Here is a 25,731-nt window from a genome sequence, read left to right on the forward strand (position 1 = left end):
GCCTGCCGGCGGGGGAGTGTGGCCGGAGGGGCAGGGCCGAGGGAGCGGGTGGGGCCGGTCAGGCTTCCGCCCGCTCCCGGGGCCGGCGGCCCAGCAGTTCCGCCAGCCCGCGCCGGGTGGCCGCCAGCACCACCCGGTCCTCGGGTCGCAGGACATACGTGGACGGCAGGTCCCAGACGAGCCCGGAGGGGCGCTCACCGCCGGGGGAGCCGTCCGGCGGCGCCGCCAGGCCGGCCTGGCGTTCGCCGGGCGCCGCCGTGTCCAGGGCGAGCACCCGCCACGCGCCGGGCCGGAACGCCTCGCCCACCGTCCGCCCCGCCAGCTGCGGATGCCCGCCCACGCTCAGGGCGGCGAAGAGCAGCACCCGCCGCTCGACCGGGATCGCCCCGAGGATCTGCCGCCCCATCATCGCCCCGGCGAACGCGGGCGCCGCGAGATGCGAGACGCTGCGGCTGCGGGTCAGCGCCCCCGGGTGCGCGGCCCGCAGGGTGCGGTACACGGCGGTCGCGAAGTCGTCGTCGTACAGGCGCAGCACGACGCGCAGGTCGGGGCGGAGCGACCGGGCGTAGAGGGCCGCTTCCAGGTTCGTGGTGTCCACGCTGCTCAGCGCCAGCAGCGCGTGCGCCCGATGGATCTTCGCGGCCTCCAGGACGCCTTCCTGCGTGACGTCGCCCAGCACCACGGGCACCCGCAGCCGCCGTGCCGTCGCGAGGCCCCGGGCCTCCGGGTCGGACTCGACGCACACGACGGGAATGTGCAGCTCCCGCAGCCGCGTCAGCACCCGCGTGCCGATCTTGCCGAGCCCGAGCAGGACCACGTGCCCGGACAGCCCCCGGGGCGGCCGGCGCACCGCGGACCCGCTGCGGAACGTGCCGAGCGCCTCCAGCACCGCGGCGAGCAGCACCGGCAGGAGCAGCAGCCCGACGAGGCCGGAGAGGAGCTGCAGCAGCTGGCGGCCGAGCGGTTTCCCGATGGCCGGATCGTTGATCGCGAACAGGTCGAGCAGGGTCAGATAGGTGGCGTGCAGCGGCTCCTCGCCGGTGACCGCCGTCGACGCCACCGCCAGCGCGACCACGCAGGCGACCAGCCCGGCGAAGGACCAGCGCAGCCGGCGCGACAGCAGGGAGGCGAACGGGACGACACTGCGCCCGGAGGGCAGCGAGGGACCGGAGTACGACACCGTCTCCAGCACGACGGTGCCGCGTCCGGTCGCCGCGGTCACCGCTGCCTCGTCGGGCAGGAGCCGGGGGCCCTGGTCGCCGCTGCTCTCGGAGCCGTCGGCGCCGGCCGGATCGCTGGCGGTCGCGGACAGCAGCGCGAGCGTGCACAGGCCGGGGTCGGCGACCTGGCCGGGTTCCGGGGGCGGGCGTTCGGCGGCCCGCAGCAGCAGCCCGTCCGTCTGGACGACCTTGCTGGTGCCGGCCACGGCCGTCGCGGCCAGCGCGGGTGCGGCCGTGTCCGCGTCGGAGAGGACGGTGGTGGACGCGTCGAAGCCGTCGAAGCCCTCGGGACTTCCCTCGGCGCCCGCCGCTGCCAGCGCCGAGGCCTGGTCGAGGAGCGCCTCGATGTGCTGGCCCAGCCGCCGGTTGTAGAGCCGCAGCACCAGCCGCAGGCGCGGGTTGAGCCGGCGGGCGGTGAGCGCGGCCCTAATGTTCGTCTCGTCGTCGTCGTACACGAGCGCCAGGGCGGCGGCCCGCTCCACGCCGGCCTCGGCGAGCACGGCCTCGGTGGCCTCGGCGGCCTCCAGCACCCGCTCGGCACCGGTGGGTTCCGCGGTACGGGCCCCGGTGTCCCTGGACCCCGCCGCATGGGCGGCGGACGCGTCCCGGTGGGGCGTGGCGCGGGCGGCTCCCGCGTCGCCGTTGCCCGCGGCCCTGGTGACGGCGGCGGACACCCGGTCGAACAGGCCCGGCGCCCGGGTCCGGCCCACCACGGGCGGCTGCACGCGCCGGGCGGCGGGCGGCACGACGAGGGTCACCTGCTCGCCGTAGACGACCCGCAGTTCGGCGGCCAGCCGGTGCGCGAGGCCGTCGTCGCCGCACACCACCATGGGCGCGGCGGACTCGGGCGACTCGCTCTGGCTCGGAAGGCTCCCCACGAGGAGGAAGACTGCCGCACGCGCCCCACCGGTTCCACACCGGCCGGCCGCCGACCGGTCAAGTGCACACGGCACAGCGGGCGTTGTGGAGCCCCCGGGCGGCACGCCGGGGTGCGGGGGTGCCGTGGGGACGGTGCGCGGAACCCCCCCCGGGGAAGTACGGCGGCGGACCGCCTAGCGGCGGGACCGTCCACGGGTGCGGGCCCGCGTCTCGCCCGGTGGCCGGACGAACTGCAGCTCCAGCGCCGCGGGCGGCGCGGCGATGCCCGGTCCCCCGGCCGTGGCCCAGCCGATCAGCTCCTCGGTGCAGTCGTCGCCCATGGCGAAGCCGACCCAGGTCGCCCGGCCGCCCCGCTGACGTCCGGCCGCGGAGGGCTGCACGACGACGACGTTGGCCTGATCGCACGGTCCGAGACAGTCCGTCGTCCGCACGGCGAACCGTCCGCCCGACGCCTCGGCGCCCGCCCGGAGCCGCTCCACCTGCCACTCGTGGTCGATCCCGGGGTACTTGCGCGGGTCGCCGCAGCAGCACCCCCGGCACACGACCAGGGTGCAGGGCCGAGCCCCGGCGGCTCCGACGGCCACCGAACGTATCTGCCGGCGCGGGGCGTTGACTGTCACCGGGGACGACCTTTCGCGGGGGAACGACGAGCGACGCCACGAGACTCGGCCCCCCGGTGCGGCCACCGGGGTGCGCGGGTGCCGTGCCGCCGACGTCACCGTACGAGATCACCACGGCGAGCGAGCCGCCGGGCCACGTGCGCGGCGCCGGAGTGGCCGAAATGCCGTGCGGATCTCAAGAGGCCTGGTCCGAAAGCCGCGTTGAGCGGACGTGGCAGGACGTCCGTACTCACATCCGACGCGTCGGACGTCCGCGACGTGGGGGGTCCGGATGCGAGGATGAGGCCGCCATGACTGCTGGGTGGTGTTCTCGCACGGTTCGGGCCGCGGTGTTCGCGGCCGTCTGCGTGCTGCTCGCCACCCTCGGCCACGTGCTCATGTCGGGCGCGTCCGTGCCCTGGTGGGTGCCGGCGGCGGGCGCCGTGGCGACCGGCGCCTCGGCGTGGTGCCTGGCCGGGCGGGAACGCGGACTTCGCACGGTGGTGCCGGTCGCGGTCCTGGCACAGGCGGCACTCCACTCCTCGTACTCGCTCGCGCAGGCGGCGGCCCACCCCGCACCGCCGGACGGGGCGTCCCTCGCGGACCGCTGGCTGCGGTACCTGCTGTGCGGATCAGCGCCGGCGACGGGCGGCTCCCACTTGCCGGGCGCGGCCCACGACATGGGCTCGATGACGTCCATGGAGTCCATGACGTCCATGGGGCCCATGGAGCACGGCATGGCGGGCATGGGGGAGGCGGCCTCCGCCGGTGGTTCCCCGCTCGGCATGTCCGTCGGCATGTCCCCGCTCGGCATGCTCGCCGCCCACCTGCTCGCCGCCCTGGTGTGCGGCCTGTGGCTCGCGTACGGCGAACGTGCCGCGTTCCGCATCCTGCGGGCCGTCGCGGCCCGCCTCGTCGCACCGCTGCGGGTGCCGCTCCGGGTGCCCGCGCCCCCGCACCGGCCGCGGCTGCCCCGCCGCGGCCACGAGGTGCGCGTCCCGCGGCAGTCGATCCTCGTTCACGCGCTCACCTCCCGGGGTCCGCCCATGGGCACCGCTGTCATCTGAACAGCCGGTTCCCCGAGGCCGCCGCGACGCGCGGAGCGTCCGCCCGGCCCGGGCCACGGCACGTACGGACACCGCCTCGACGAGACCGCCGTACGGCCGGACTCCCTTGACCGGGCCCGCCGCCCGAACGCGCGCGGGCCCGGACCCCGGAACACCCGCGAAGGACACCAGGTGATCACTCCTGCCCTGCCCACACCGCACGGCGAACCGACGCACCCGCCGCAGACCGGACCGGCCGACGAGCGGTCCGACGAGCCCACCGACCAGTCGATAACGGCCTGGGCGCTGGCCGCCGGGGCCGGTGACCCCCGAGCCGTCGAGCAGTTCGTCCGTGCCCTGCAACGCGACGTCCGCCGCTACGTCGGCCATCTCAGCGCCGACCCCCAGGCCGCCGACGACCTGGCACAGGACACCTTCCTGCGGGCGCTGGGCAGCCTGCACCGTTTCGAGGGCCGTTGCTCGGCCCGTGCCTGGCTGCTGTCGATCGCCCGCCGGGCGGTGGTCGACAGCGTGCGGCACGCCGCGGCCCGGCCCCGGCTGTCGGACACCGACGACTGGCAGTACGCCGTGGAACGCGCCCAGCCGCGCGGACTCCCGGGATTCGACGACGGCATCGCCCTCGCGGAGCTGCTGGCCACCCTGCCCGCCCGGCGGCGCGAGGCATTCGTCCTCACCCAACTCCTGGGTGTGCCCTACGCGGAGGCGGCTCTGATGACCGACTGCCCGATCGGAACGGTCCGTTCACGCGTGGCGCGCGCCCGCATCGCCCTGGCCGCGCTCCTGCGGGACGCGGAGGACCACGAACGCGACGGTGAGCCGGCCGTGTTGAGGCCGGCCGTTCGTGAACCGGTCGCCGCCGTGGCCTGATCGCGTACGCCGACGGCCGCCGCCCCGCACCACGGGCGGCGGCCGTCTACGCTGCGGACGAGGACCCACCCCGCACTCTGCCCGCAGGTGCTCGCACCCGTACCGAGGAGGACGCATGGCGCCGACGAACACCCGGAGCCTGAGCCGGGCCGAGGCCGAGGGCCGGAGCGCGCTGCTCGCGGTCGAGCGGTACGACGTGGAGGTGGACCTCACCGCCCTGCCGGAGGGACCGGACGTGCGGTGCGTGTCCACGGTGACGTTCACGTGCCGCGAACCCGGAGCGCGGACGTTCGTGGACTGCGCCGCGCAGGTGCGGAGCGCCACGCTGAACGGCGTTGCCCTGCCGCCCTCCGACGACGGACGGATCCCCCTGCCGGACCTGGCCGCGCACAACGTCCTCCGCGTGGAGAGCGTCCAGTCGGACACCGCCACGGGTGAGGGCGTGCACCGGGCCGTCGACCCCGCGGACGGCGAGGTCTACGTGTGGATGAGCTTCGAACCGGACGAGGCCCGCTTCGTCTGGGCGTGCTTCGACCAGCCCGACCTCAAGGCCCCGCACGCGTTCACGGTGACCGCGCCGCACGCCTGGACGGTCACGAGCAACTCGGGGGACCCGCGCGTCGAGGAGTCCGGCGCCGTACGCCGCTGGACCTTCCCGGACACCCCGCCGCTCTCGTCGTACAACACGGTCGTCAACGCCGGCCCCTTCCACGAGATCCGCCGCGACGCGGGCGGCCACGACCTCGGCCTGTACGCCCGCCGCTCGCTGGCCCCGGTCCTCGACCGCGACGCCGACGAGATCTTCACCCTCACCGCGCAGGGACTGGCCTTCTACGCCGAGGCGTTCGGGATGCCGTTCCCGCAGCGGAAGTACGACCAGGTCTTCGTGCCCGAATACGGCGGCGCGATGGAGAACTACGGCTGTGTCACCTGGTCCGACGACTTCCTGCGCCGCGCCGAGCCCACACCGGCCGAGCGCGAGCTGCTCGCCAAGGTCCTGCTGCACGAGCTGGCGCACATGTGGTTCGGCAACATCGTCACCATGCGCTGGTGGGACGACCTCTGGCTGAACGAGGCGTTCGCGGAGTTCGCCTGCAACTGGGCCGCCGAGCGCGCGACGTCGTACGCCGACGCCTGGGCGGGACATCTGGCGGTCGGCAAGCTGCGGGCGTACCTCGCCGACCAGGGGCCGACCTCCCACCCGATCCACCAGCCCATCCACGACGTGGCGCAGGCGGCGTCGATCTTCGACGCGATCACGTATCCCAAGGGCGCCTCCGTCCTGCGGCAGCTCATGGCGTACGTGGGCGAGGCCGCCTTCGTCACCGGCATGACGGCGTACTTCGCCCGGCACGCCTGGGGCACGACCACGCTCCAGGACCTCATCCGGGCGCTGTCCGAGGCGAGCGGCCGCGACCTCGACGGCTGGCGGAAGGACTGGCTGGAGACGGCCGGCACCGACCGCCTCACGCTGGAGCGGGACGGCGACACGTGCGTGCTCGTGGCGAACGGTCCGGCCGGCCGGCCCCGTCCCCATGTGCTGGCGGTGGGCGTGTACACCCGCCGGGACGGCCGTCTGCGGCGCCGGGCGCAGGTGCAGGTGGAGGTGTCCGGCGAGCGCACCCCCCTCGACCTGCCTCCGGGCGCGGACTCCGACCTGGTCCTCCTCAACGACGACGACCTCACCTTCGCCACGACGCGCCCCGACCCGGCCACGCGTGCCGCGCTGCTGTCGTCGGCGGGCGAGCTGCCCACCCCGATCTCCCGGGGTGTCGCGACGGCGGCGGTGTGGGACATGCTGGTCACCGGCGAGGTCACCGCCGCCGAGGCGGGCCGCTGCGTCACGGCCGCGCTGGCGGCCGAGACCTCGGACGGGGTGGTCGAACCCTGTCTCGCGCTCGCGGCGGACATCGCGGAACTGTGGGCCCCGGACCCGGACCGTCCCGAGCTCACCGCCCTGGTGGCCGCCACCTGCCGGGACCTGGCCGGGCAGCCGGGCCGCCGCCGGGTCGCCCTGCGCGGACTGGCCCGCACCGCGGCGACCCCCGAGGACCTGGACTGGCTGCGGGCGCAGGCCGGGGAGGACGTGGACCTGCAGTGGCGCCTGCTCGTCCGCCAGGCGGAACTGGCCGATGGGAGCGAGGACTTCGGCAAGGGCGACGGCCTGGACGCGGCGCTGTCCCACCTCCTGGACCGCGACTCCGACCCCGATGCCTGGATCCGGGCCCTGACGGTCCGGGCGGCGAGCCCGGACCCGGCGGCGAAGGCGGAGGTCTGGCAGCGGCTGGCCGTGGACCGCGCGGTCCCCCTCGCCGCCGTCGGCCAGGTCGCGGCGGCGTTCTGGCGCCCCGGCCAGGACGGCATCCTGGCCCCCTACACCCGCCGCTACCTGGAGCTGGTCCCCGGCTTCGCCCGCGGCGGCATGACCCCGGCGATGGTCTTCACCCACCGCCTGTTCCCGGTGTACGCCGTCGACGAGACCTTCCTCGACGCGGCCAGGACCGCGGCGGAGGACGCGCCCCCGGTGGTCCGCACCACCCTCCTGGACCGGACGGACACCGTCCACCGCATGCTGCGCTCCCGCACCGGGCCCGCTCAGAGCACGCGGACCTCCGGGGTGTAGAGGATCCACCTGCCGCCCCGGGCACGGAACGCCTCCTCCTTGGCCATGATCTCCTCCGCGTGATTCCACGCGAAGAGCAGTGCGTAGTCCGGGAGATGCTCGCCGAAAGCCTCCGAGGGCCGGACCGGGATGTGTGAACCGGGGGTCAGCCGGCCCTGTTTGGCGGGTGTGCTGTCGTAGACGGAGGAGACCAGGTCGGGGCCGATGCCGCAGTAGTTGGCGACGGTGGCACTCTTGGCCGTGGCGCCGTACGCGACCACCCGCCGCTCGTCCGCGCGGAGCCCTTGAAGCAGACCCACCAGGTCGTCGCGGGTGCGGCGGACGGCGACGGCGAAGCGCTCGAGCGTCTCCGGCTCGGCCAGACCCGCGGCGGCCTCCTCTGCGAGCAGGTCGGCTACCGCCGCCGTCGGTACGCGGGTGCCACGCCGCGCGAGGGTGTAGCGGACCTCACCGCCGTGCACCGGCAGGCGCAGGACGTTCACCAGCTCGAAGCCGTGCCGGCGGGCCAGTTCCTGCACCGAGCGGGCCGTGAAGAAGTAGAAGTGCTCGTCGTATATCTGGTCGAACGCCGTGCGCTCGATGATCGCGCCCAGGTACGGGTCTTCGAAGACGAAGGTCCCGTCCGGCTTCAGCAGGGCGTCCAGACCCCGGAAGATCGATTCCAGATACGGGATGTGGCAGAGGGTGTTGGCCGCGTAGACGACGTCCGCCCGGCCCTCGGTGGAGGCGATGTCGAGCGCCGTGGCCTCCTCGAAGAACGCGGTACGCACCCGGACACCCTTGCTGCGTGCCGTGTCGGCGACGCCTTCGGACGGATCGACACCGAGATGGCGCACCCCTGCCCGGCCGACGGTCGCCAGCATGACGCCGTCGTTGCAGCCGATCTCGACGACGAACGGATCCGCCCCTGCTGCCTCGGTGGCGAGCAGCTGCCGTGCGGTGTCCTCGAAGTGCCGGCGCATCACCGAGGAGCCCGACGAGCGGTACGGGTAGTCCCGGTGGAACATCCGCTCCCGCGGGACCTCCTCCATCAGCTGCACCATCGTGCAGGATCCGCACCGGCCGACCGCGAGTCTGAAGAAGAACTCACCGTCGATCTCGCCGGGCCTCGGGAACGCGTCGGAATTTGGTTGGGCCCCCAGGTCGAGGAACTCGGTCAGAGGTCCGGCGCAGACACGGCAGTTGGTCATCGGGTCTCCTGAGGGGGTGCGTAGCGAGGAAGCAGGCCCTGCTCGGCGGCTTCCGCGAGGGTCATCGCCAACCGGTCCCGTTCCGAGAGGACGGGAGCAAGGTGATCGGGGATGGGCAGACCCAGCTCCGGATCGAGTACGGACACGGCGAGTTCGTGCTCCGCGACATAGCCGGCCGACATCAGATAGGACATGACGGTGTCGTCCTCGAGGGCCACGAAGGCGTGTCCCACTCCGGCGGGGAGGTGGACGGCGCGGAAGTCCCGCGCGTCCAGCAGCACGGAGTCCCAGGTACCGAATGCCGGAGAACCCACTCGCAGGTCCACGACGATGTCCAGGGCGGCGCCGCGGGGGCAGTGGACGTATTTCTCGGTGCCCGGTGACACGGCGGTGTAGTGCACGCCGCGGACGACTCCTCGGCGGGAGACGCTGTGACTGGCTTGTCGGACCGGGAAAAGAGGCCCGCCGAGGGTTTCCGCGTAGACCTTCTCCTCGAAGGTGGACACGAACAGGCCCCGGTCGTCGGGGTAGGGGGAGGGAGTGAACTCCACGGCCCCCGGGACGGCGAGCGCGCGGGCCCTCACGACAGATCCGCCAGTACGTCGCGCAGGGCGTCGATCACCGTGTCCTGCGTCTCGGACTGCAGCGAGGGATACATCGGCAGCGAGAAGATCTCGCCGGCAAGGGCTTCCGTGACCGGGAGTGCCCCGCGTCCGTATCCGAGGTGTGCGAAGCCCGACATGGTGTGCACCGGCCACGGATAACTGATGTTCAGCGAGATGCCCCGGGACTTCAGCGCCTCGATCACGGCGTCTCGGCGGGGGTGGCGCACCACGTAGACGTAGTACACGTGGTCATTGCCCGGCGCGACGCGGGGGAGGGCCAGTGCGGTGTCGCCGAGGGCCTCGTCGTAGCGCCGGGCGATGGCACGGCGGCTCTCGACGTAGGAGTCGAGCCGGCCGAGTTTGCGGCGCAGGATCTCGGCCTGGAGCTCGTCGAGCCGGCTGTTGTGGCCGGGCGTCTCGACGACGTAGTACCGCTCCTCCATGCCGTAGTACCGCAGTCGGCGCAGACGGCGGGCCACCTGGTCGTCGGGCGTGAGCACGGCGCCGCCGTCGCCGTAGGCCCCGAGCACCTTCGTCGGATAGAAGGAGAAGGCCGCGGCGTCGCCGAAGGTGCCGGCCAGGCGGCCGTGCCGACGGGCACCGTGCGCCTGTGCGCAGTCTTCGATCAGGGCGAGCCCGTGCACGTCGGCGAGTGCTCCGAGGGCGTCCATGTCGGCGCACTGGCCGTAGAGATGGACCGGCAGCAGGCAGCGCGTCCGGCTGGTGATCGCCTCGGCGACCTGGTCGACGTCCATGAGGAAGTCGTCCTCGCGCACGTCGACGAACACCGGCGTGGCGCCGACCGCGTCGATCGCGACCACCGTGGGCGCGGCCGTGTTGGAGACCGTGATCACCTCGTCGCCGGGACCGATTCCCAGAGCCTGGAGGGCCAGCTTGACCGCATTGGTGCCGTTGTCCAGACCGACGCAGTGCCGGACCGAGTGATGGGCGGCGAACTCCGTCTCGAAGCCGTCCACGCTCTTGCCGAGCACGAGCTGCCCCGAGCCGAACACCGTCTCGACCGCGTCGAGGATGTCCGCCCGTTCGGCCTCGTACTCGCGTAGGTAGTCCCAGACGAAGGTGGTCATAGAGGGCGGTCCTTTCCATGGGGGCCGGCCAGGGCGGTGACGGTGTGGGCGAGAGCGGTGTGGAGAGAGACCCGCGGGGCCCATCCCGTCACCGAGCGGAACGGTGTGCAGTCCGAGAAGACGTCGTGGAAATCGGCGGTCGATGCGAACGCGGGGGGCTCGACCCGTTCCACCGGGACGGGCGGCAGGCCGGTGTGGCCCGCCACGGCTGCCGCGACGCGGCGAAAGACCTCTCCGAGGGGGATGCTGCGGCCGCTCCCGACCAGCCAGTGGCGTCCGGCGAGCGCGGGGGCGTGGTCGAGGGCCGCTGTGAACGCCTCGGCCGCGTCCCGGACATAGAGCAGGTCGCGCCGCACCGTGCCGTCGTGCCACATGGTGATCGGCTCGTTCGCCAGCGCTCGCCCGACCATGGCGGACACGACGCCGCGGTCCACGGCCGTAGGCGCCGCGGCGGGCCCGAACACGGTGGACAGCCGCAGCGTGACGCCCCGCAGCACACCCGCCGCCGTGGCGTCGGCGAGCATCCGCTCGGCGGCCAGCTTCTGGCGCTCGTACGGGGTCGTGGAACGGGCGTCCTCGCCGGCGGGTCGTGCGGCCTGATGGCCGGTCACAGTGCTCGCGAACACAACGGTCGCCGGCGGTGCGCCCTCGTCCCGTGCCGTGCGCAGGACGTCGACGAGTTCCTGGACAAGGCCGGTGTTGAGCCGCTCGGCCGCAGGGTCCCCCTCGGCCGTCCGCCAGGTGCTCGCGCCGCCGAGGTGCGCGACGAGGTGGATCACAGCGTCCGAGTCGGCCACCAGCTCCGAGAGGACACCGGTCCTGCTGAGGTCGGCGATGCGGCTCTCCACCTCCGCCACGACTCGGCCGGGGTCACCCGGAACGACACATCGGGCCGGGCGGCGCGCCACGAGCCGGAGCCGGACGGGGCGCCGGGCGAGTGCGGCGGCGACGGCGGAGCCGATGAAACCGGATGCGCCGAGGACGGTGATCAGCGGGCGGCTCACCATGAGCCGGTGCCCGTCGAAGGCGCCAGGCTCTGCAGACAAGCGAGCAGGCTGCGTGTCTGCATGTTCACGTAGCGGCCGCGGTGCAGCAGTTCGTGCAGTTGGTCGAGGGTCAGCCACCGGTAGCCGGGGTGTTCCGGCCGCTCGGCCCGCTCGTCCAGTTCGACGACGAGATGGCGGCTGCGGGAGTGATGGAAGCGGCCCCCTTCGTCGGAGAGGGTCGTGTCGAATCTGATCGACGCCGGATCGGCGTGCAGCACCTTGTCGAGGAACGCCGGCATGGCGGTCGCGGGCAGCAGGTCGTAGTTGGCGGGGGTGCACTGCACGGTCGGCGCCAGCTCGGCTCCGTCCGCACAACCCGGCTCCGCACGCACCTGCACGAGCACATGTGGTGTGCCATGGATCCGCGTCGTCAGGAACGCCACGATTCCGGTTCCGTGCGGGGCGATCATCGGCTGGCTCCAGCGGCCGACCTCACGGCCCACGGCCTCCACCCGGACGCCGATGACGTCGAAGAATCTGCCGGACTCGTGAGCCATCCGCTCGGCGTCGCGCCGCCAGCCGGAGAGCCGGTGGAGCGGCCGCCGCTCGACCGTGATGGCGGAGCGGGCCCGGGTCCGGGCGATCCAGCCGAGGAGGTCCTGCGTCGTGTGCAGGGAGGTTCCGCCCGAGGCAGCCCGCGGCACACAGGCCAGCACGGAGCGGGTGTCCATGTTCACCAGGTCGTCCACAGCCAGGAGCCGGCGCAGTTCGGCGAAGGTCAGCCAGCGGAAGCCGGGTAGCGCTGCCACGTCCTGGGCAACCTCCACGATCATGTTCCGGTTGCGTTTGCGCAGGAACCACGAGCCGTGTTCGGACTGCCGTACGTCGGTGACGACCCGGTGCCGCGCGGCGGCGTCCAGGAAGTGGTCGAGGTAGGGAACCCCGGCGCCCCGGTGCACCCCCGTGTAGTTGCTGCGGGTTGCCTGGACGGTCGGTGAGATCTGGAGTCCGCCCCAGTTGCCCGGTTCTGGTTTGAGCTGCACCAGGCAGTGCGGCACACCGTCGATCCGCCGGACGAGGAGACCCAGCATCCCGGTCTCCGGCTGATGGATGATCGGCTGCTGCCACTGGGGCACCGCGTGACCCGGCCGCCGCACATCCAGTCCCTCGATGGAGAAGAAGCGGCCGCTGCGGTGCCGGATCGCGCCGGCCGCGGGGTCGGTGTCCCAGTCGGCCAGGTCGGTCAGCGGAACCTGCTCGGTCCGGGTGTGGAGACGGTCCCCGGCCTCGTCGATCCACCGCAGGAGTTCCGCCCGGTCGGTCGCCACGCCGGGCGTCACCGCTGCACGCTCCCGTCGGGCAGTACGTCCTCGAGGAAGGCCATCTGATGGTGCATGGTGGTCCGGAAGTAGCGGGTGTAGCGGTCCGCGTGCTCCGCGGTCATCGTCGACAGCGGAACACACAGCGAGACATGCGTGCCGCGGTCGACGATGGCCAGGCCCTTCCACACCGTGCCGTTCACACTCAGCTGCGAGTCCACCGCGGCCTCCAGGGCCCCTGTCCCACCCCGCCAGCCGCGTGGCAGGACCAGCCGGCCCTGGTCGGCCAGCGCTCCGTACCAGGCAATCAAGTCCGCCTTGGAGGCGAGCAGCTCCCGCTCCTGGTTCCGGGAGTCGGCCAGTGCCCGGAAGGCCGCGCGCGCGGACAGGGCGTCGTCGAAGCGGGCTATCTCGTGCGTGAACGCGCGCGGCAGGCTGTGGGTCCTGGTGCCGGGGTCGTCCAGCAGGGTGACCGTGCGGTCCAGGAGCGTCGTGCACCGCTCGCCGGCGTCGGCGAACCGCAGCCAGAGGTCCCAGTCCTCCAGGCCGACCGGTGACTCCCGCCAGCCGCCCACCTGTTCGGCGAGTCCGGCGACATGCCCGGCGCAGGAGTTCTCGAACAGGGGACTCATCAGCTGGATCTCCGGGTGCCAGCACAGGGAGAGGGGGTGCGCCGTACTCGTCACGGTGCCCGACGCGGTCGCCTTGCGGGTACGGGTGGCCACGAAACGGGCCCCGTCGTCGAAGGCCTCCCACAGGCGGAGCAGATGATCCGGTTCCCAGTGGTCGTCGTGGTCGATGTAGGCGATGAACTCCCCCGACGCCTCACCGAGCGCGATGTTCGTCGGCCCGCCCTGTGACCCGAAACGACGGGTCCGCAGCAGCCGGATGCGCCGGTCCAGCGCGGTGACGGAAGAGACCACCGCATCCGTGTCGTCGTCACTCGCGTCGGACACCACCAGCATTTCCCAGTCGCGCATCGTCTGTGCCCGTACGGATTCGAGCGTGGGCAGAATGGCTTTGCTGCGGTTGTATGTGGGACATATGACGCTGATGCGTGGCGGCATGCTGATGTGGCCTTTCCAAGGTCCGGTGCGTCGGAGTATGGGCGACCAGCCTCCCGGTGTTCAAGGTGGAATGGGCCGAAGGGCGCGTCCGAGAGCCGGAGTTCGGCTGTTCCCCGTCCCGGGACGGGGAACAGACTGTCCTTCCGGCGGGGGCGCCGGAGACGCAGAGCGAATACCTTTGTGTTGTCCGGCCGAGGCGACGAGAAACTCAGCGAGTTCTCGTTCTCCGAACCGCCGTGACATTGTCGGGGGAATTCAATGCGCCTGCTCAACGGGCGAGTTTGATGTCGGAGTGACACATGACCGCGTATTCGGTACTCATGCCGTTCCTGCCGCGCAGGCCGGAACAGCTGCTGCCGTACGCCGCCCTGGTCGAGTGGACCGGCGCGCACCGGTTGTGGCAGGGCCAGGCGATGCTGGTCGAGCCCTTCCAGGGGTTCGCCGCCGCGGCCGGTGCCGGCTTCCGGGTGCCGACCGGCCTCGGTGTCACGCTGATGCCGCTGCGGCACCCCTATGAAGCGGCGCACCAGGCACGGTCCTTGGCCCTCACCACGGGCGAGTCGGTGGTCGCGGGCTTCGGTCCCGGCGGCCGGTCGTTCCAGCAGGGCCTCATGGCCACGCCGTACGCCAGCCCGCTGACGGCTTCCCGTGAGTACCTGACGATCGTCCGGGGACTCCTCGAGGGCGGGACGGTGGACGTCGACGGAGAGTACTTCTCCTGCCACGCCACGATGGGCCCGGCGGTGGCGCCGGACATCGATCTCGGGCTGGGCGTGCTGCGGCCGGGCATGGCGCGGCTGGCCGGCGAGGTGGCCGATGTCGCCATCACCTGGCTGACACCGCCCGCCTACCTCAGGGACACGGTGCTGCCTGCCATGAAAGAGGGCGCCGCAAAGGCGGGTAGGGCGACACCCCGGCTCACGGCCATCGTTCCCGTGGCGCTGGAACGGGCCGACCGGGATCCGGCCGACATGGTGATCGCCAGCAATTCCCGCCACATGCAGGCCCCGCACTACATCGACATGCTGAAAAAGGCCGGAATCGACATCGCGGGCGAGGACCTTCCCGCCGCGGCAAAACGAATGCTCGAGGGCGGTGCCTTCGTGCACGGCGACATCGACCGCGTCGCGGAACAACTCGCGGAGTACCGAAGTGCCGGAGTGGACGAGATCATCCTGAATCTGACCGGGGTGTTCAACGTGTACGGCCCGAAGGTTGCCATGGACGATCTGAAACGCATTCTCGCGGCGGTCGCTTCATGACGCACACACACATCGACTCGAGGCAAAAGGGGGTGGGGAACATGGACGGTACCCGCATGTCCGTGGCCAAGCGGCACTTGATGTCCTGGGGCGTGGGCCGGGCGCTGCCCGGTCGTCCCGGAGGGCGGCCGGGGGAGCGGTGCGACGCCGCCGCGACGGTGGTCCTGGAGCACCCCGGTCACCTGGCATCCCTGCTCGGCTCCGACCTGGTCGGCCCGCACACGGTGGTCTTCTGCCCGGGCACCGCTCCAGAGGAGCGGCGCACCGGCGGCCCCCTCGTCGTGGGCTACGAGGGCTCGTTGAGCGAGCCCGGCGGGGACCTGTCCCTCGACGACTCCTTCTTCCTGCAGTCCCAGGACTACGCGACCTCCGCCTACATGTCCGTGATCGGTGCGACTCTGATCCGCGTCACGGAGAAGTCGGACTTCGAAGCCTTCCTCGCCGACGCCGACAAGGCCCGCGACAAGGGCGACTTCGCGGCCTTCGTCACCGACCCCGCGGTCCAGCTCGCGGATGTCTCCGCACTGGGCGCCGGACCGGCCGGGGACGGCACCGGGACCCGGCTGTACGTCGGGCCCGAAGGCGAACTGTCGACCGCACCCGGGGGCAGCCCCCTCGGTGCGCTGGGCGACCCCTTCGCCTCCGTGGACGCCGCCTGGAACCGCCTCAACGCGGGGAGCGCGCATCCCTGCCCGGTGGCCCTCGGTGCGATCGTGCCGGAGGACGTGCGCTGCGCCGCGCTCTCCGAACGTACCTGGCTCGGACGCTACTTGGCGGCCGTCGTGGCCGTCCGGGAGCTGCGGGCCCGGGGATTGGACGGAATACGTGTCTCCGGCTTCGGGGACCGCCTCGTACCTTCCTCGCCCGGCCCGGACGACGCCGCGGACGCCGACGACAGCGGACTTCCGCTGCTGCTGTGGACGGACGAGGCGGCGTATGTGCACAGCCCCGGCACCGCACGGACCTTCCAGGTCGGCCTGGAGGCGGGCGGCCTCGTCGAGACGCTGCTGGTGCACGGCTCGATCGGCGCCGCAGACGCCGACCGGGACCGGCTCGGCCGGGTGGAAGCCTTCTTCGCCGACGCCGGCGTCGCGCTCCGTTCGTCCCGCTTCCTCGCCGAGGGGAAGTGAGACCGTGGCCGTCGCACTGACACCTCTGAACGTTCCGGGCCGGGCCGGCCGACTGCTGGCCGCACTCGGCGAGCGGGCCGAACTGCACGACGTGTACGACGAGATCGGCTCACCGGTCTACCACGACGTCTCCGTACGGGACACGCACGAGGTCCGGGAACTGGTCGGTCTGCTCCGCCGGATCCCGGGTGACGTCCTCGAACTCGCCGCCGGGTCGGGCCGGCTGACGCTCCCCCTGCTCGCGCTCGGCCGGTCGGTGACCGCCCTGGAACTCTCGGACGGCATGCTGGAGTTGCTCGACGAGCGGCTGGCACAGGCGCCGGCACGGCTGCGGGAGCGCTGCCTCACGGTGCGGGCCGACATGAGCTCCTTCGCGCTCGGCCGCCGGTTCGAGGTGATCGTGCTGGGCACCACCTCCATCTCGCTTCTCGACGCCGAAGGCCGGGCGGGCCTGTACGCGGCGGTGCGTGAACACCTGGCGGCGGGCGGCCGGTTCCTGCTCTCGACGGTGGACATCGTGACGAGCGGGCACGGCAGCGCCGCGGAAGCGGAGGAAGAACCGGAAGCCGTGATCGAGGCGGTCGGTGTCAGCGGGCGCACGTACCGGATGCACGACTACTGGCCGTCCGGGGCCGACAGCCGCACCGTCACCATCTTCCCCGCCGATGCAGGCGCCGAGGGGCCTGTCACGGTCTGCACCACCACGGTCGGTGTCCTGCCCGCCGAACGGCTGGAGGCCGAACTCCGGCGGTCGGGCCTGACGGTCCTGAACCGGCATCCGCTGCCCGGAGCCTGGCGCTACCGCGACGTCCTGCTCGAAGTGGGGGTGACGGCGTGACCGGCACGAACCCCGGGGCGGCCCTGTGGCCCTCGCTGCTCGCCCCCGGACAGCAGGGCGACGACGGATTGTGCGCCGTGTCGGCGCAGGGTGTGCGGATCCGCTTCGCCGACGGCCGGGAGCTGCTCTGCGGTACCAGTGGGCTGTGGAACACCAATATCGGCTACGGGAACCGGGCCATCGCCGAGGCGGCGGCAGAGGCCTTGCGTGACGCTTCCTACCTGAGCGTCTTCCGCTACGAGAACGTCTACGCCCGCCGCGCGGCGGAGGCCCTGATCGGCGTCTGCGGCGCCGGCCACTACCAGCGGGTGCTCTTCTCCACCTCCGGGGGCGCCGCCAACGACCTCGTGATGAAGGTCGCCCGCCACTACCACGCCCTGCGCGGCCAGGAGCGGCGCCGGACAGTGGTGGGGCTGCGCGGCAGTTACCACGGACTGACCTTCGGCGGCTTCGCACTGACGGGCGACAACCTGGGACAGCAGCTGTACGGAGTCGACCAGCGGCTGGTCCGGCACGTCACGCCCAACGAGCCCGCCGAGATCGGGGCTCTGCTGGCCCGCCAGGGTGCGCAGGTCGCCGCCGTCGTCGTCGAGCCGGTGCTCGGCTCCGGCGCCGTCCCGCTCACCGAGGAGTACATCGCCGAACTCCTGCGGCTGCGCGAGGAGCACGGCTTCCTGCTCGTCGCCGACGAGGTGGCCACCGGCTTCGGACGGACCGGCAGGTTCTTCGCCTCACAGGGGTGGCCCGAGCAGCCGGACCTGCTGGTCACGTCGAAGGGCCTCACCAACGGCACCAGTGCCGCGGCAGCCGTCGTCACCTCCCATGCGGTGGCCGACGCCTTCACGGACGCCGGCGCACTGCTCTCCCACGGGGAGACGCAGGCGGGCACCCCCGTCACCTGCGCCACGATCCTCGCCACCATCGAGGAGATGGGGCGGCTGAACGCGGTCGCCCGGGGGCAGCGGCTGGCCGCTCGGCTGGACTCGGCGCTGGCTCGGCTGACCGCCGGCCATCCCCGGGTGGCCGGGTCCACCGGAACGGGCTGCTTCCGTTCCATCCGCCTGACCGCGCCGGACGGGTCCCCGCTGCCGCAGACCGAGGTGCCCGCTCTGGTCACCGCGGTCCGCGAGGCCGGCGCCGTCGTGCATCCGGGGGTGAACGGCATTCAGCTCTTTCCCGCACTGACCTACACCGACGAGGAGCTGGCCGAGCTGCTGGAGTGCGTGCGCGCCGGAATCGCGAAGTACGTGGCGAACTCCGCGCGCGCGGAGGCCGCCGCATGAGCCTCGGCTGGCACTGCCCCACGGTGATGATGTACGGCGACGGCGGCCTCACCGCATGGCTCGGCTCCCGGCCGGAACGGTCCGTCGCTCTGCTGCTGGACAGCGGTGTCGCCGACGCCCCGATCGCCGCCTCGGCCCGGGAGCAGATCGAGCGCGGTGGCCGGACCGTGCGGACGATCGTGATCACCGGCACCGGCCGGCTGCACGACATCACCGAGCTGTCCCGGCGGCTGGACGGAACGGACCTCGTGGTTGCGGTCGGCGGGGGCTCGCTGCTCGACCAGGCCAAGCTGGCCGTCGTGCTGCGGACCGGTCCCGGCGCCCTCGCCCGGCTCACGGTGCCGCAGCGCAGCGGACTGATCCTGCTGCCGCCCGCGAAGGTCCCCGGACCCCTGCTGGCCGCCGTGCCCACGACGCTGGGCACCGGGTCCGAACTGAGCGCGGTCGCCTGCCTGGAGTACCCGCAGGGCAAGCGGCTGATCATGGGCAGTGCCCTCCGGCCGGACGCCGCGGTGATCGACCCGGAGGCGACCGCGACGCTGCCCGCGGAGCTCGTCGCGGAGGGACTGCTGGAGGTCCTGTTCAGGGTCTGCGGTCTGTACGTCGGCGACCATCACGATCTGCCGACCGAGGACGCACTGGCTCAGGCGCTGGCCGAACGCGCGGTACGGCTCGGTGACGAACTGAGGGCCCGCCGTGCGGTGGGCGGGGCGGCCGACGGCGGACTGCGGACGGAGATCGCCAAGATCAGCGGCCTGAGTCACGCCGGCTGGGTGGTTCTGAGCCGGTCGCCGTACGCGGGCAAGGGCTGGTATCTCGCCAACGAACTGTCGACCGGTCTCGGCCTGCGCAAGATGACGGCGGTCGCCGCACTGCTGCCACCTCTGTGGGGCGCCATCGCGGCGGGTGACACGCGGCTCGGCTCGGCTCGCAGGCTGGACGCGCTGTGGCAGCGGCTACGGGCGGCCGCTCTGGACCCGGCCTCCGCGGGGCGTGCGCAGTTGCTGCCCGAGGACCCCGCGGCGGGCATCGCCGCGCTGATCGACTCCTGGGGGGTCGAACGGCGGATCACCGCGGAACCGGACCAACTCACCGCCGTCGCCCGGCGCAGCGTACGGGCATGGGGTGCGGGGCTGCCGATGCTCGACGGGCTGAACACCGCCGACATCGAGGGCCTGCTGGGCCGAGCGGTGGCGGATGCGACGCCGGTCGGGGCCTGACCACCGGATCCACCAAGCTTCCGCAGCCACTGGCGCATTGCCCGGTGACTGCGGATGAACAAAGCAATCCGAGATGCACGAGGGGGGGAACAACAATGCAGAACCACTCTGCCGAGAAGGACATCACCGAGGCGCTGGAGCTGGGCATGCAGGAGCTGGAGGCCATGGAGGCCCCGGGCTTCTGGTCCGTGACCGGCTACGTCAGCGGCGCGGGTGTCGGCGGTGCCGTCACGTACAGCATCGTCGCGACCGTCATCGCCACCTGATCACCGGATGCGGTCGACAGGTCGCTGTCCCCGACGAGTTGAAGCAGAGGAGGTGTTGAACAATGCAGGACTTCTTCGAGAAGGACGCCAATGACGCGCTGGAGCTGGGCATGCAGGAGCTGGAGGCCATGGAGGCCCCGGGCTTCTGGTCCAACTTCAAGGACGGTGTGACCGTCTCGGTCGCCGCCAGCGCCATCTACGGCGGTGTCGCCACCGCTGTCGCCGTCACCTGATCCCCGTTCGGCGGAGATCAGCGCACAGGTGAACCCCGGCCCCGGAAGGAAGTCTCATTTCCTTCCGGGGCTCGGGGCCCGGTTCCCGGCCATCGATGTCACCGGGATGACTGAGAAGGAATTGCCATGTCAAGAAATCACAGTCTGACCGCCTGTGTGTGCCGGATCGCTGTGAACACCCGCACGGAGACCCCATGAGCAGTGCCGCCGTAGCCAGTTTCCAGGGCCTGACCAAGCGCTTCGGTGCGTTCACGGCCGTCGGGGACGTCACCTTCGACGTCACGCCCGGGCGCATCGTCGGCCTGCTCGGCCGCAACGGTGCCGGGAAGACCACATCCCTGCGGATGCTGCTGGGCCTCACGGCGCCGACCTCCGGCGGGGCGACCGTCTTCGGCAGGCCGTACGCCGAACTGCCCGACGCCGCCCACAGGATCGGCGTCAGCATGGACGGCATCGGTGCGATGCCGGGGGTCTCGGGCCGCCGCGACCTCAGGATCTGGGCCCGGATGCTCGGTCTGCCGGGTCGGCGCGTCGACGAGGTGCTGGAGCGTGTCGGCCTCGACGACCGTGCCGACAAACAGCTCAAGGGCTTCTCGACCGGCATGAAGCAGCGCCACGCCCTCGCGTCCGCCCTCCTCGCCGACCCCGAGCTGCTGGTGCTGGACGAACCCGCCAACGGCCTCGACCCGGACGGGATCCGATGGCTGCGCACCTTCCTGCGGTCCCTCGCCGACGAGGGCCGCACCATTCTGCTGTCCAGCCATCTGCTCGCCGAGGTGGAGCAGACGGTGGACGACGTGGTGATCCTGCAGCAGACCCTGCGCTACTGCGGACCCCTCGGCGTGCTCACCTCGGACGGGCGGCACCGCCTCGAGGACCGCTTCTTCGAACTCACCGAGACGACCGGAACCGGAGAAGTCGCCCATGCGTAACCTCATCGCGGCCGAATGGTCGAAGGCGTTCACCGGACGGGCCTGGTGGTCGCTGGCCCTCATCGGAGTGTTCCTGGGGTTCCTGGCGAGCACGGGATTCGTCGCACAGGCCGAGGAGGACATCACCCAGGGCCGTACGACCATCGAGGCCGTCACCGACCAGGTGGTGCGCTCCTGGTTCATGCTGCTGCTCTTCTCCGCCCTGTACGGCGCGGTGTTCGTCTCCAAGGAGTATCACTCCGGGGCCATCGGCAGATCGGTGCTCCTCAGCGGAGGACGGGGCCGGCTGCTGAGCGCGAAGCTGCTCGTGGGCACCGGCATGGGCGTGCTGTTCGCCCTGCTGGCCACGGGCCTGGCCGCCGCGTCTCCCGTCGTGTTCCTGTCCTCGGGGACGAACCTCGAACCGGCCTGGACCCATGAGACGACGCTGACTCTGGTGGGGGTCTTCGTGGTCACCGTGCTGGGCGCGCCCTGGGGCGTGCTGCTCGGCTCCATCATCCGCAACCAGGCCGCCGCGGTGGCGACCCTGCTCGGTCTGACGCTCTTCGTGGACGAGGCGCTGCTGCGGCTGCTGCCCTCCGTGGGCCGGTTCACCCTGACGATCGCCATGAGTTCGGTCTACCGGGACGGCAAGCCCGAACTGCTCTCGGTACCTGTCGCCCTGGCCGTCATCGGCGCCTGGCTGGCCGTGGCCGGATATGCCGCCCGCCGGCTGTTCCTCACCCGGGATGTCATATGAGGCGCGGCCGGGCGGGCTCCGGTGCGACGCTGACGCCCGAGCGCGAGAGCGCCCTGCTGGCCCGGCCGCGGCTGGCCACCGACGTGCAGCTCCACGAACCGATCGCGGACGACGCCCCCTGGGTCGTGCAGCGCGGCTCCCAGCAGTACATCCGAGTCGGGGCCGACATGGTCCGGCTGCTGCGCGCGCTGGACGGGGAGCGTGACCACCCCGACCTGGTGCGGACGTTGGGGCCGCCGTGGACGGAGACCGCGGTCGAGCGCGCCGTCGGCAGTCTCAGGAGGATGCGGCTGCTCGATGACGGGCAGCGGCAGCAGCGCAGCAGCACCTGGTTCAAGTTCGTGCCGCCGTTGACGTTCCAGTTCACCGTGGTGAAGCCGGAACGGATGCTCGCCCGACTCGCGCCGCTCCTGCGGCTCGTGGCCAATCGGTTCGGCGCGGTGTTCGCGGCCGTGCTGGCCCTGGGGGGTGTGCTGACCCTGGCGGCACAGGCTCCGCAACTCCGGCGGGCACTGGGATCGCCGCTCCCGCTGGGGGTGCTCCTCGGTGTCGCGTGCGCCTCGGTCGTCGCGACCGCGCTGCACGAGATGGGCCATGGCGCGGTCCTCACCCACCACGGCGGGCGCCCCAGCCGGATGGGCGTGATGCTCTTCTACCTGACGCCCGCCTTCTTCTGCGATGTCTCCGACGGCTGGCGGCTGCCCCACCGCAGGCAGCGCGTTCAGGTGGCGCTCGCCGGCATCGTGACGCAGATGGTCATCGCCGGCTCGGTGTCGCTCGCGTCGTTCGCGGTCGGTGCGGCTTCCGGAAACGCGGGGCTGCGTGACGGCATGCTGGTCCTCGCCGTCTCCACCTACGCGACCGGCCTCCTCAATCTGCTGCCGTTCGTCAAACTCGACGGCTACATCGCGCTGATGACCCATCTGGACGTCTCGCACCTCAGGGACCGGACGATGACGGACGCGCGCCGCTTCCTGGCGAGGGCCCTGCTCGGCGGCAGGTACACACGTGAGCTGCCCGGCCTGTGGTGGTCGGTGCCCTTCGGCCTCGCCTCCATGCTCTTCCCGCTCTATCTCGTCGGGATGGCGTTCGCCCTCTGGCTCGACATGCTCCAGGGAATGGGGCTCATCGGCGCGACGCTGGTTCTCGTCGGCGTCGTCTACCTGGTCTACAGGGCCTTCCAGGGCGGTCGGCTGCTGCTGCGCGAGGCACGCGCGGCCGGTGCCCGAATGTGGCGGGTGTGTGCAGCGGCCTTCCTGGCTGCTGCCACGACCGGCGTCGTGCTGACGACGGTGACGGTCCCGTACACGGTCACCGGGGGCTACGTGGTCGAGGACGGCCGGGCCTCGCTCGTGCTGTCGGATGCCGCCGACCGGGACGCGGTGACCGCGGGCGCCGAGGTGACGCTGTACCGGCGCGGCATGGTCACCCGTACCGAGACGGGGTCCGGGACCGTGGGTCGAGGAGGGGCCGAGGTGGCCGCCGCCCCCCTGTCCGCCTTCGTGCCGGTGCGGGAGGGCGACTCCCTCCCCGTGCCCGCCGTGCTGCTCCCGCTGTCCGTCACCGGCACGGCTCCGGCAGAGCGCATCGGAGCGGCCCGCGTCGCCGTCGGCAGCCGCTCCCTGGGCGAATGGCTCTACCTCTCGTACATCGCCCCGGCCACGCGCTGACCCAGCCCGACCGGGACAAGGAACCAGGACGTCATGGACATCATTCGGCATCTGCACTTCTGCCCGCCCGGCACGGCGTTCTTCGACCTGCCGGCCCGGGCCGCAGCAGCGGAGGACGACTTCGCGCTCACCCACGAGACGCTGCCCGAAGGCTGGGCGCGCACACCGGGCACCGAGTGGGTGGTGCTGTCGCCACCCGGCGTGGTGCTGCCCCGCCAGGGCTGGAAGATCCACGTCTCGGCGACCCTGGACAATGCCGCGCACATCCTCGACGTCGTCGCGAAGTACTGCAGTGCCGAGCAGGTGATGTTCAAGTTCATCCGCAGCGCGGGCCTGCTCCAGCGGCGTAACGGCAAGTACGGCGATCGCAGCGGCAGCGGCAAGTTCGTCACCATCTACCCGCTCGACGAGGCGCACTTCGGACAGATCCTCCGCGAACTCGGCGATCTGCTGGACGGGGAGAGCGGGCCGTACATCCTCAGCGACCTCAGGTACCGCTCCGGTCCGCTCTACGTCCGCTACGGAGGCTTCGTCCTCCAGGCCGTACGGTCACCGTCGGGCGAGCTGATCCACTGCATCGAGGCGCCGGACGGCTCGCTCGTCCCCGACCGGCGCGGACCGGGGTTCCGGCCGCCCGAGTGGGTGACACCACCCGCCTGCCTGGCCGACTCGATCGCCGCCCGCAACGCGGGCACCCTCCGGGACTTCCCGTTCCGCGTCACCGAGGCGGTGCACTTCTCCAACGGCGGCGGGGTGTACCGGGGCACGGACACCCGGGACGGCACCGACGTCCTGCTGCGCGAGGCGCGCCCGCACGCCGGTCTCGACGCGGAAGGACGCGATGCCGTCGCCCGCCACGAACAGGAGCACTGGGCGCTGCGCCGGCTCGCCGGACTGCCCTGCATCCCGCGGCTGATCGACTACCGCAAGGGGCACGAGCACTATTTCCTGGTGCGGGAGTACGTGGAGGGGACACCCCTCTCCAAGGAGCTCGTCCGGCGCAATCCGCTGCTCCAGGGCCACTGCTCCGCCGAGAGCATCGAGCGGTACACGGCCTGGGCCCTGGACGTGGTCGACCAGATCGAGCGGGGCATCGACGGCATGCACGAGCGCGGTGTCGTCTTCGCCGACCTGCACCCGGGCAACATCCTCGTCCGGCCCGACGGCCGCGTCGTCTTCATCGACTTCGAGACGGCCGGCTCGCCGGAGTCCACGACCGCACAGACGATGGGCGCGGTGGGCTTCATCGCTCCGGCGGGCCACACCGGCTGTGCCATCGACCGCTATGCGCTGGGCTGTCTGCGGCTCGCGCTCTTCGCTCCGCTGGTGGCCGTCCTGTCCTGGGCGCCGGAGAAGGCCGACGAGCTGATCGACGTCATCACGTCCTTCTACCCGGTGCCGGAGAACTTCGCCGAGCGCGTCCACCGCGATCTGGGATCCGTGACCGGCCGGGCGATCGGCGACGACGGCAGCGGCGGCGACCCGCGCTCCGGTCCGGCGTGGCGCGTACCCGACCCGGCGGACCGGCCCGAACTGCTCCAGGCTCTCGGCGACGGCGTGCTCACGACAGCCCAACCCGGCCGCGAGGACCGGCTCTTCCCGGGCGATGCCGAGCAGTTCTTCACTCCGGAGGGCGGGCTCAATCTGGCGCACGGCGCGGCAGGCGTGCTGTGGGCTCTCGGCGAGTCGGGGGTTCGCATCCCCGAGGAGCACCTCGACTGGCTCACCGACCGGGCGCGGGCTCTCAACGACGCGCGGCCCGGGCTCTACGGCGGACTGGGCGGTATCGCCTACGCGTTGGACCGCCTCGGCCGCACCGGCGCCGCCGCCGAACTCGTCGGCAGGATCGCGGAGGCCTCCCTCGAGGACCTCGACCACAGCCTTCACGACGGTCTCGCCGGAGTCGGGCTGACCCTGTTGCACTTCGCCCGAACCACCGGCGAGCGCCGGCTCCTCGACGACGCGGTGCGGATCGCCGAGCGGATCGTCCACCAGGCACCCGCGGCGTCCGCACCTCCGGAGCGCCGGCCCGCCGCGGGGCTCCTGCGCGGGGAGTCCGGCGCCGCGCTGCTCCTGCTACGGCTCCACGAACAGACGGGTGACGAAGAACTGCTGGACTACGCGGTTCAAGCGCTGCGACGCGATTTGGACGTTTTCGGCTGGACACCGGGAGCGCCGTTCGCTGAGGGCACCACGGGGAGGCTGCCCCTGATCGCGGCGGGCAGCGGTGGTACGGGCATGGTGCTGCACGACCTGCTCGCACGGCGCCCGGACCCCGAACTGGCCCAGGCCCGCGACGCGGTACTCGTGGCGACCGGGCTCCCCTTCGTGCCGCAGGCCGGGCTGCTGAGCGGACGGGCGGGCGTCATCATGACGCGCCTGCGGCTGGCGGACACCGCGGTCCGCGCGGACGAGGCCCCCGCGGACACCCCGGTCCGGGCGCACACCGCCGAGGCGGACCCCGTACTGCGCCGGCACCTGACAGGACTCGGTCTCAATGCCGTGCGCCACCAGGGCAGTCCCGCCTTTCTCGGTCAGGAGTCCCTGCGGATCTCCTCCGACCTGGCGACGGGCACAGCGGGTGTGCTCCTCGCCCTCAGCGCCGCGTGGAGCGACCGTCGCGTCCGCCTGCCGTTCCTCTGACCGCC

22 protein-coding genes are annotated in these 25,731 nt (G+C 72.3%); 14 read left to right on the forward strand and 8 right to left on the reverse strand.

Annotated elements, in window-relative coordinates:
* Window positions 1-58 precede the first annotated feature (58 nt).
* Both ACZ4NT_RS15070 and ACZ4NT_RS15075 read right to left on the reverse strand, forming a co-directional pair.
* Window positions 59-2,050, reverse strand: coding sequence for an NAD-binding protein (locus ACZ4NT_RS15070; RefSeq protein WP_467725829.1), 1,992 nt, complete (start codon window positions 2,048-2,050; stop codon window positions 59-61).
* A 222-nt stretch (window positions 2,051-2,272) separates the two neighbouring features.
* Window positions 2,273-2,719: a thioredoxin domain-containing protein gene (locus tag ACZ4NT_RS15075; protein ID WP_467725594.1), complete on the reverse strand. Its 447-nt coding sequence runs from the start codon at window positions 2,717-2,719 to the stop codon at window positions 2,273-2,275.
* 290 nt (window positions 2,720-3,009) lie between these two features.
* Here ACZ4NT_RS15075 and ACZ4NT_RS15080 point away from each other — a divergent pair, with 290 nt between their 5' ends.
* The 3 genes from ACZ4NT_RS15080 to pepN all read left to right on the forward strand — a co-directional run bounded on the left by ACZ4NT_RS15080 (window position 3,010) and on the right by pepN (window position 7,255).
* A complete protein-coding gene (locus tag ACZ4NT_RS15080; protein ID WP_121405184.1) occupies window positions 3,010-3,765 on the forward strand; it encodes a hypothetical protein in 756 nt (251 codons plus the stop codon).
* Window positions 3,766-3,936: 171 nt separating this feature from the next.
* Window positions 3,937-4,632 (forward strand): sigma-70 family RNA polymerase sigma factor, encoded by a 696-nt coding sequence (locus tag ACZ4NT_RS15085; RefSeq protein ID WP_467725597.1) that lies wholly within the window; start codon window positions 3,937-3,939, stop codon window positions 4,630-4,632.
* A gap of 115 nt (window positions 4,633-4,747) precedes the next feature.
* On the forward strand, window positions 4,748-7,255 hold the full coding sequence (gene pepN, locus ACZ4NT_RS15090; RefSeq protein ID WP_467725599.1) for an aminopeptidase N: 2,508 nt from the start codon (window positions 4,748-4,750) through the stop codon (window positions 7,253-7,255).
* Here the strand turns inward: pepN and ACZ4NT_RS15095 are convergent.
* From ACZ4NT_RS15095 to ACZ4NT_RS15120, 6 genes are read right to left on the reverse strand one after another with little or no spacing between them, the layout of a single operon-like run.
* Window positions 7,228-8,445: a class I SAM-dependent methyltransferase gene (locus tag ACZ4NT_RS15095; protein WP_121405187.1), complete on the reverse strand. Its 1,218-nt coding sequence runs from the start codon at window positions 8,443-8,445 to the stop codon at window positions 7,228-7,230. The genes pepN and ACZ4NT_RS15095 overlap by 28 nt on opposite strands.
* Window positions 8,442-9,029, reverse strand: a complete 588-nt coding sequence (locus tag ACZ4NT_RS15100; protein WP_467725601.1) for a dTDP-4-dehydrorhamnose 3,5-epimerase family protein — start codon at window positions 9,027-9,029, stop codon at window positions 8,442-8,444. The genes ACZ4NT_RS15095 and ACZ4NT_RS15100 overlap by 4 nt, the downstream gene beginning before the upstream one ends.
* Complete coding sequence (locus tag ACZ4NT_RS15105; protein ID WP_467725603.1) at window positions 9,026-10,138, reverse strand: DegT/DnrJ/EryC1/StrS family aminotransferase; 1,113 nt, start codon at window positions 10,136-10,138, stop codon at window positions 9,026-9,028. Before ACZ4NT_RS15105 ends, ACZ4NT_RS15100 begins: the two co-directional genes overlap by 4 nt.
* Window positions 10,135-11,184 (reverse strand): NAD-dependent epimerase/dehydratase family protein, encoded by a 1,050-nt coding sequence (locus ACZ4NT_RS15110; protein WP_467725605.1) that lies wholly within the window; start codon window positions 11,182-11,184, stop codon window positions 10,135-10,137. Before ACZ4NT_RS15110 ends, ACZ4NT_RS15105 begins: the two co-directional genes overlap by 4 nt.
* Window positions 11,139-12,464 (reverse strand): NDP-hexose 2,3-dehydratase family protein, encoded by a 1,326-nt coding sequence (locus ACZ4NT_RS15115; protein WP_467725607.1) that lies wholly within the window; start codon window positions 12,462-12,464, stop codon window positions 11,139-11,141. The genes ACZ4NT_RS15110 and ACZ4NT_RS15115 overlap by 46 nt, the downstream gene beginning before the upstream one ends.
* A complete protein-coding gene (locus tag ACZ4NT_RS15120) occupies window positions 12,461-13,510 on the reverse strand; it encodes a glycosyltransferase (RefSeq protein ID WP_121405192.1) in 1,050 nt (349 codons plus the stop codon). The genes ACZ4NT_RS15115 and ACZ4NT_RS15120 overlap by 4 nt, the downstream gene beginning before the upstream one ends.
* Window positions 13,511-13,809: 299 nt before the next feature.
* Between ACZ4NT_RS15120 and ACZ4NT_RS15125 the strand changes: the two genes are divergently transcribed.
* The 11 genes from ACZ4NT_RS15125 (at window position 13,810) to lanKC (ending at window position 25,726) form a co-directional block, all read left to right on the forward strand.
* Entirely contained in the window at window positions 13,810-14,772 is a 963-nt protein-coding gene (locus ACZ4NT_RS15125) for an LLM class flavin-dependent oxidoreductase (protein WP_467725609.1), read from the forward strand.
* Between the two features lie 41 nt (window positions 14,773-14,813).
* Window positions 14,814-15,902, forward strand: coding sequence for a daptide biosynthesis RiPP recognition protein (mpaB, locus tag ACZ4NT_RS15130; RefSeq protein ID WP_467725611.1), 1,089 nt, complete (start codon window positions 14,814-14,816; stop codon window positions 15,900-15,902).
* 4 nt (window positions 15,903-15,906) lie between these two features.
* A complete protein-coding gene (mpaM, locus tag ACZ4NT_RS15135) occupies window positions 15,907-16,740 on the forward strand; it encodes a daptide-type RiPP biosynthesis methyltransferase (RefSeq protein WP_467725612.1) in 834 nt (277 codons plus the stop codon).
* A complete protein-coding gene (gene mpaD, locus ACZ4NT_RS15140; protein ID WP_467725614.1) occupies window positions 16,737-18,023 on the forward strand; it encodes a daptide-type RiPP biosynthesis aminotransferase in 1,287 nt (428 codons plus the stop codon). Before mpaM ends, mpaD begins: the two co-directional genes overlap by 4 nt.
* Window positions 18,020-19,243 (forward strand): daptide-type RiPP biosynthesis dehydogenase, encoded by a 1,224-nt coding sequence (gene mpaC / locus ACZ4NT_RS15145; RefSeq protein WP_467725616.1) that lies wholly within the window; start codon window positions 18,020-18,022, stop codon window positions 19,241-19,243. Before mpaD ends, mpaC begins: the two co-directional genes overlap by 4 nt.
* Before the next feature lie 95 nt (window positions 19,244-19,338).
* Window positions 19,339-19,509, forward strand: coding sequence for a daptide-type RiPP (locus ACZ4NT_RS15150; protein ID WP_183116966.1), 171 nt, complete (start codon window positions 19,339-19,341; stop codon window positions 19,507-19,509).
* Window positions 19,510-19,571: 62 nt separating this feature from the next.
* On the forward strand, window positions 19,572-19,742 hold the full coding sequence (locus tag ACZ4NT_RS15155) for a daptide-type RiPP (RefSeq protein WP_183116967.1): 171 nt from the start codon (window positions 19,572-19,574) through the stop codon (window positions 19,740-19,742).
* 194 nt (window positions 19,743-19,936) lie between these two features.
* Entirely contained in the window at window positions 19,937-20,674 is a 738-nt protein-coding gene (locus ACZ4NT_RS15160) for an ABC transporter ATP-binding protein (RefSeq protein WP_467725619.1), read from the forward strand.
* Window positions 20,667-21,413, forward strand: a complete 747-nt coding sequence (locus ACZ4NT_RS15165) for an ABC transporter permease (RefSeq protein ID WP_121405197.1) — start codon at window positions 20,667-20,669, stop codon at window positions 21,411-21,413. The genes ACZ4NT_RS15160 and ACZ4NT_RS15165 overlap by 8 nt, the downstream gene beginning before the upstream one ends.
* Window positions 21,410-23,083, forward strand: a complete 1,674-nt coding sequence (mpaP, locus tag ACZ4NT_RS15170) for a daptide biosynthesis intramembrane metalloprotease (protein ID WP_121405198.1) — start codon at window positions 21,410-21,412, stop codon at window positions 23,081-23,083. The genes ACZ4NT_RS15165 and mpaP overlap by 4 nt, the downstream gene beginning before the upstream one ends.
* 33 nt (window positions 23,084-23,116) lie before the next feature.
* Window positions 23,117-25,726, forward strand: coding sequence for a class III lanthionine synthetase LanKC (gene lanKC, locus ACZ4NT_RS15175; RefSeq protein WP_467725622.1), 2,610 nt, complete (start codon window positions 23,117-23,119; stop codon window positions 25,724-25,726).
* Window positions 25,727-25,731 lie beyond the last annotated feature (5 nt).

This window comes from Streptomyces sp. NPDC026417 (assembly GCF_055567695.1).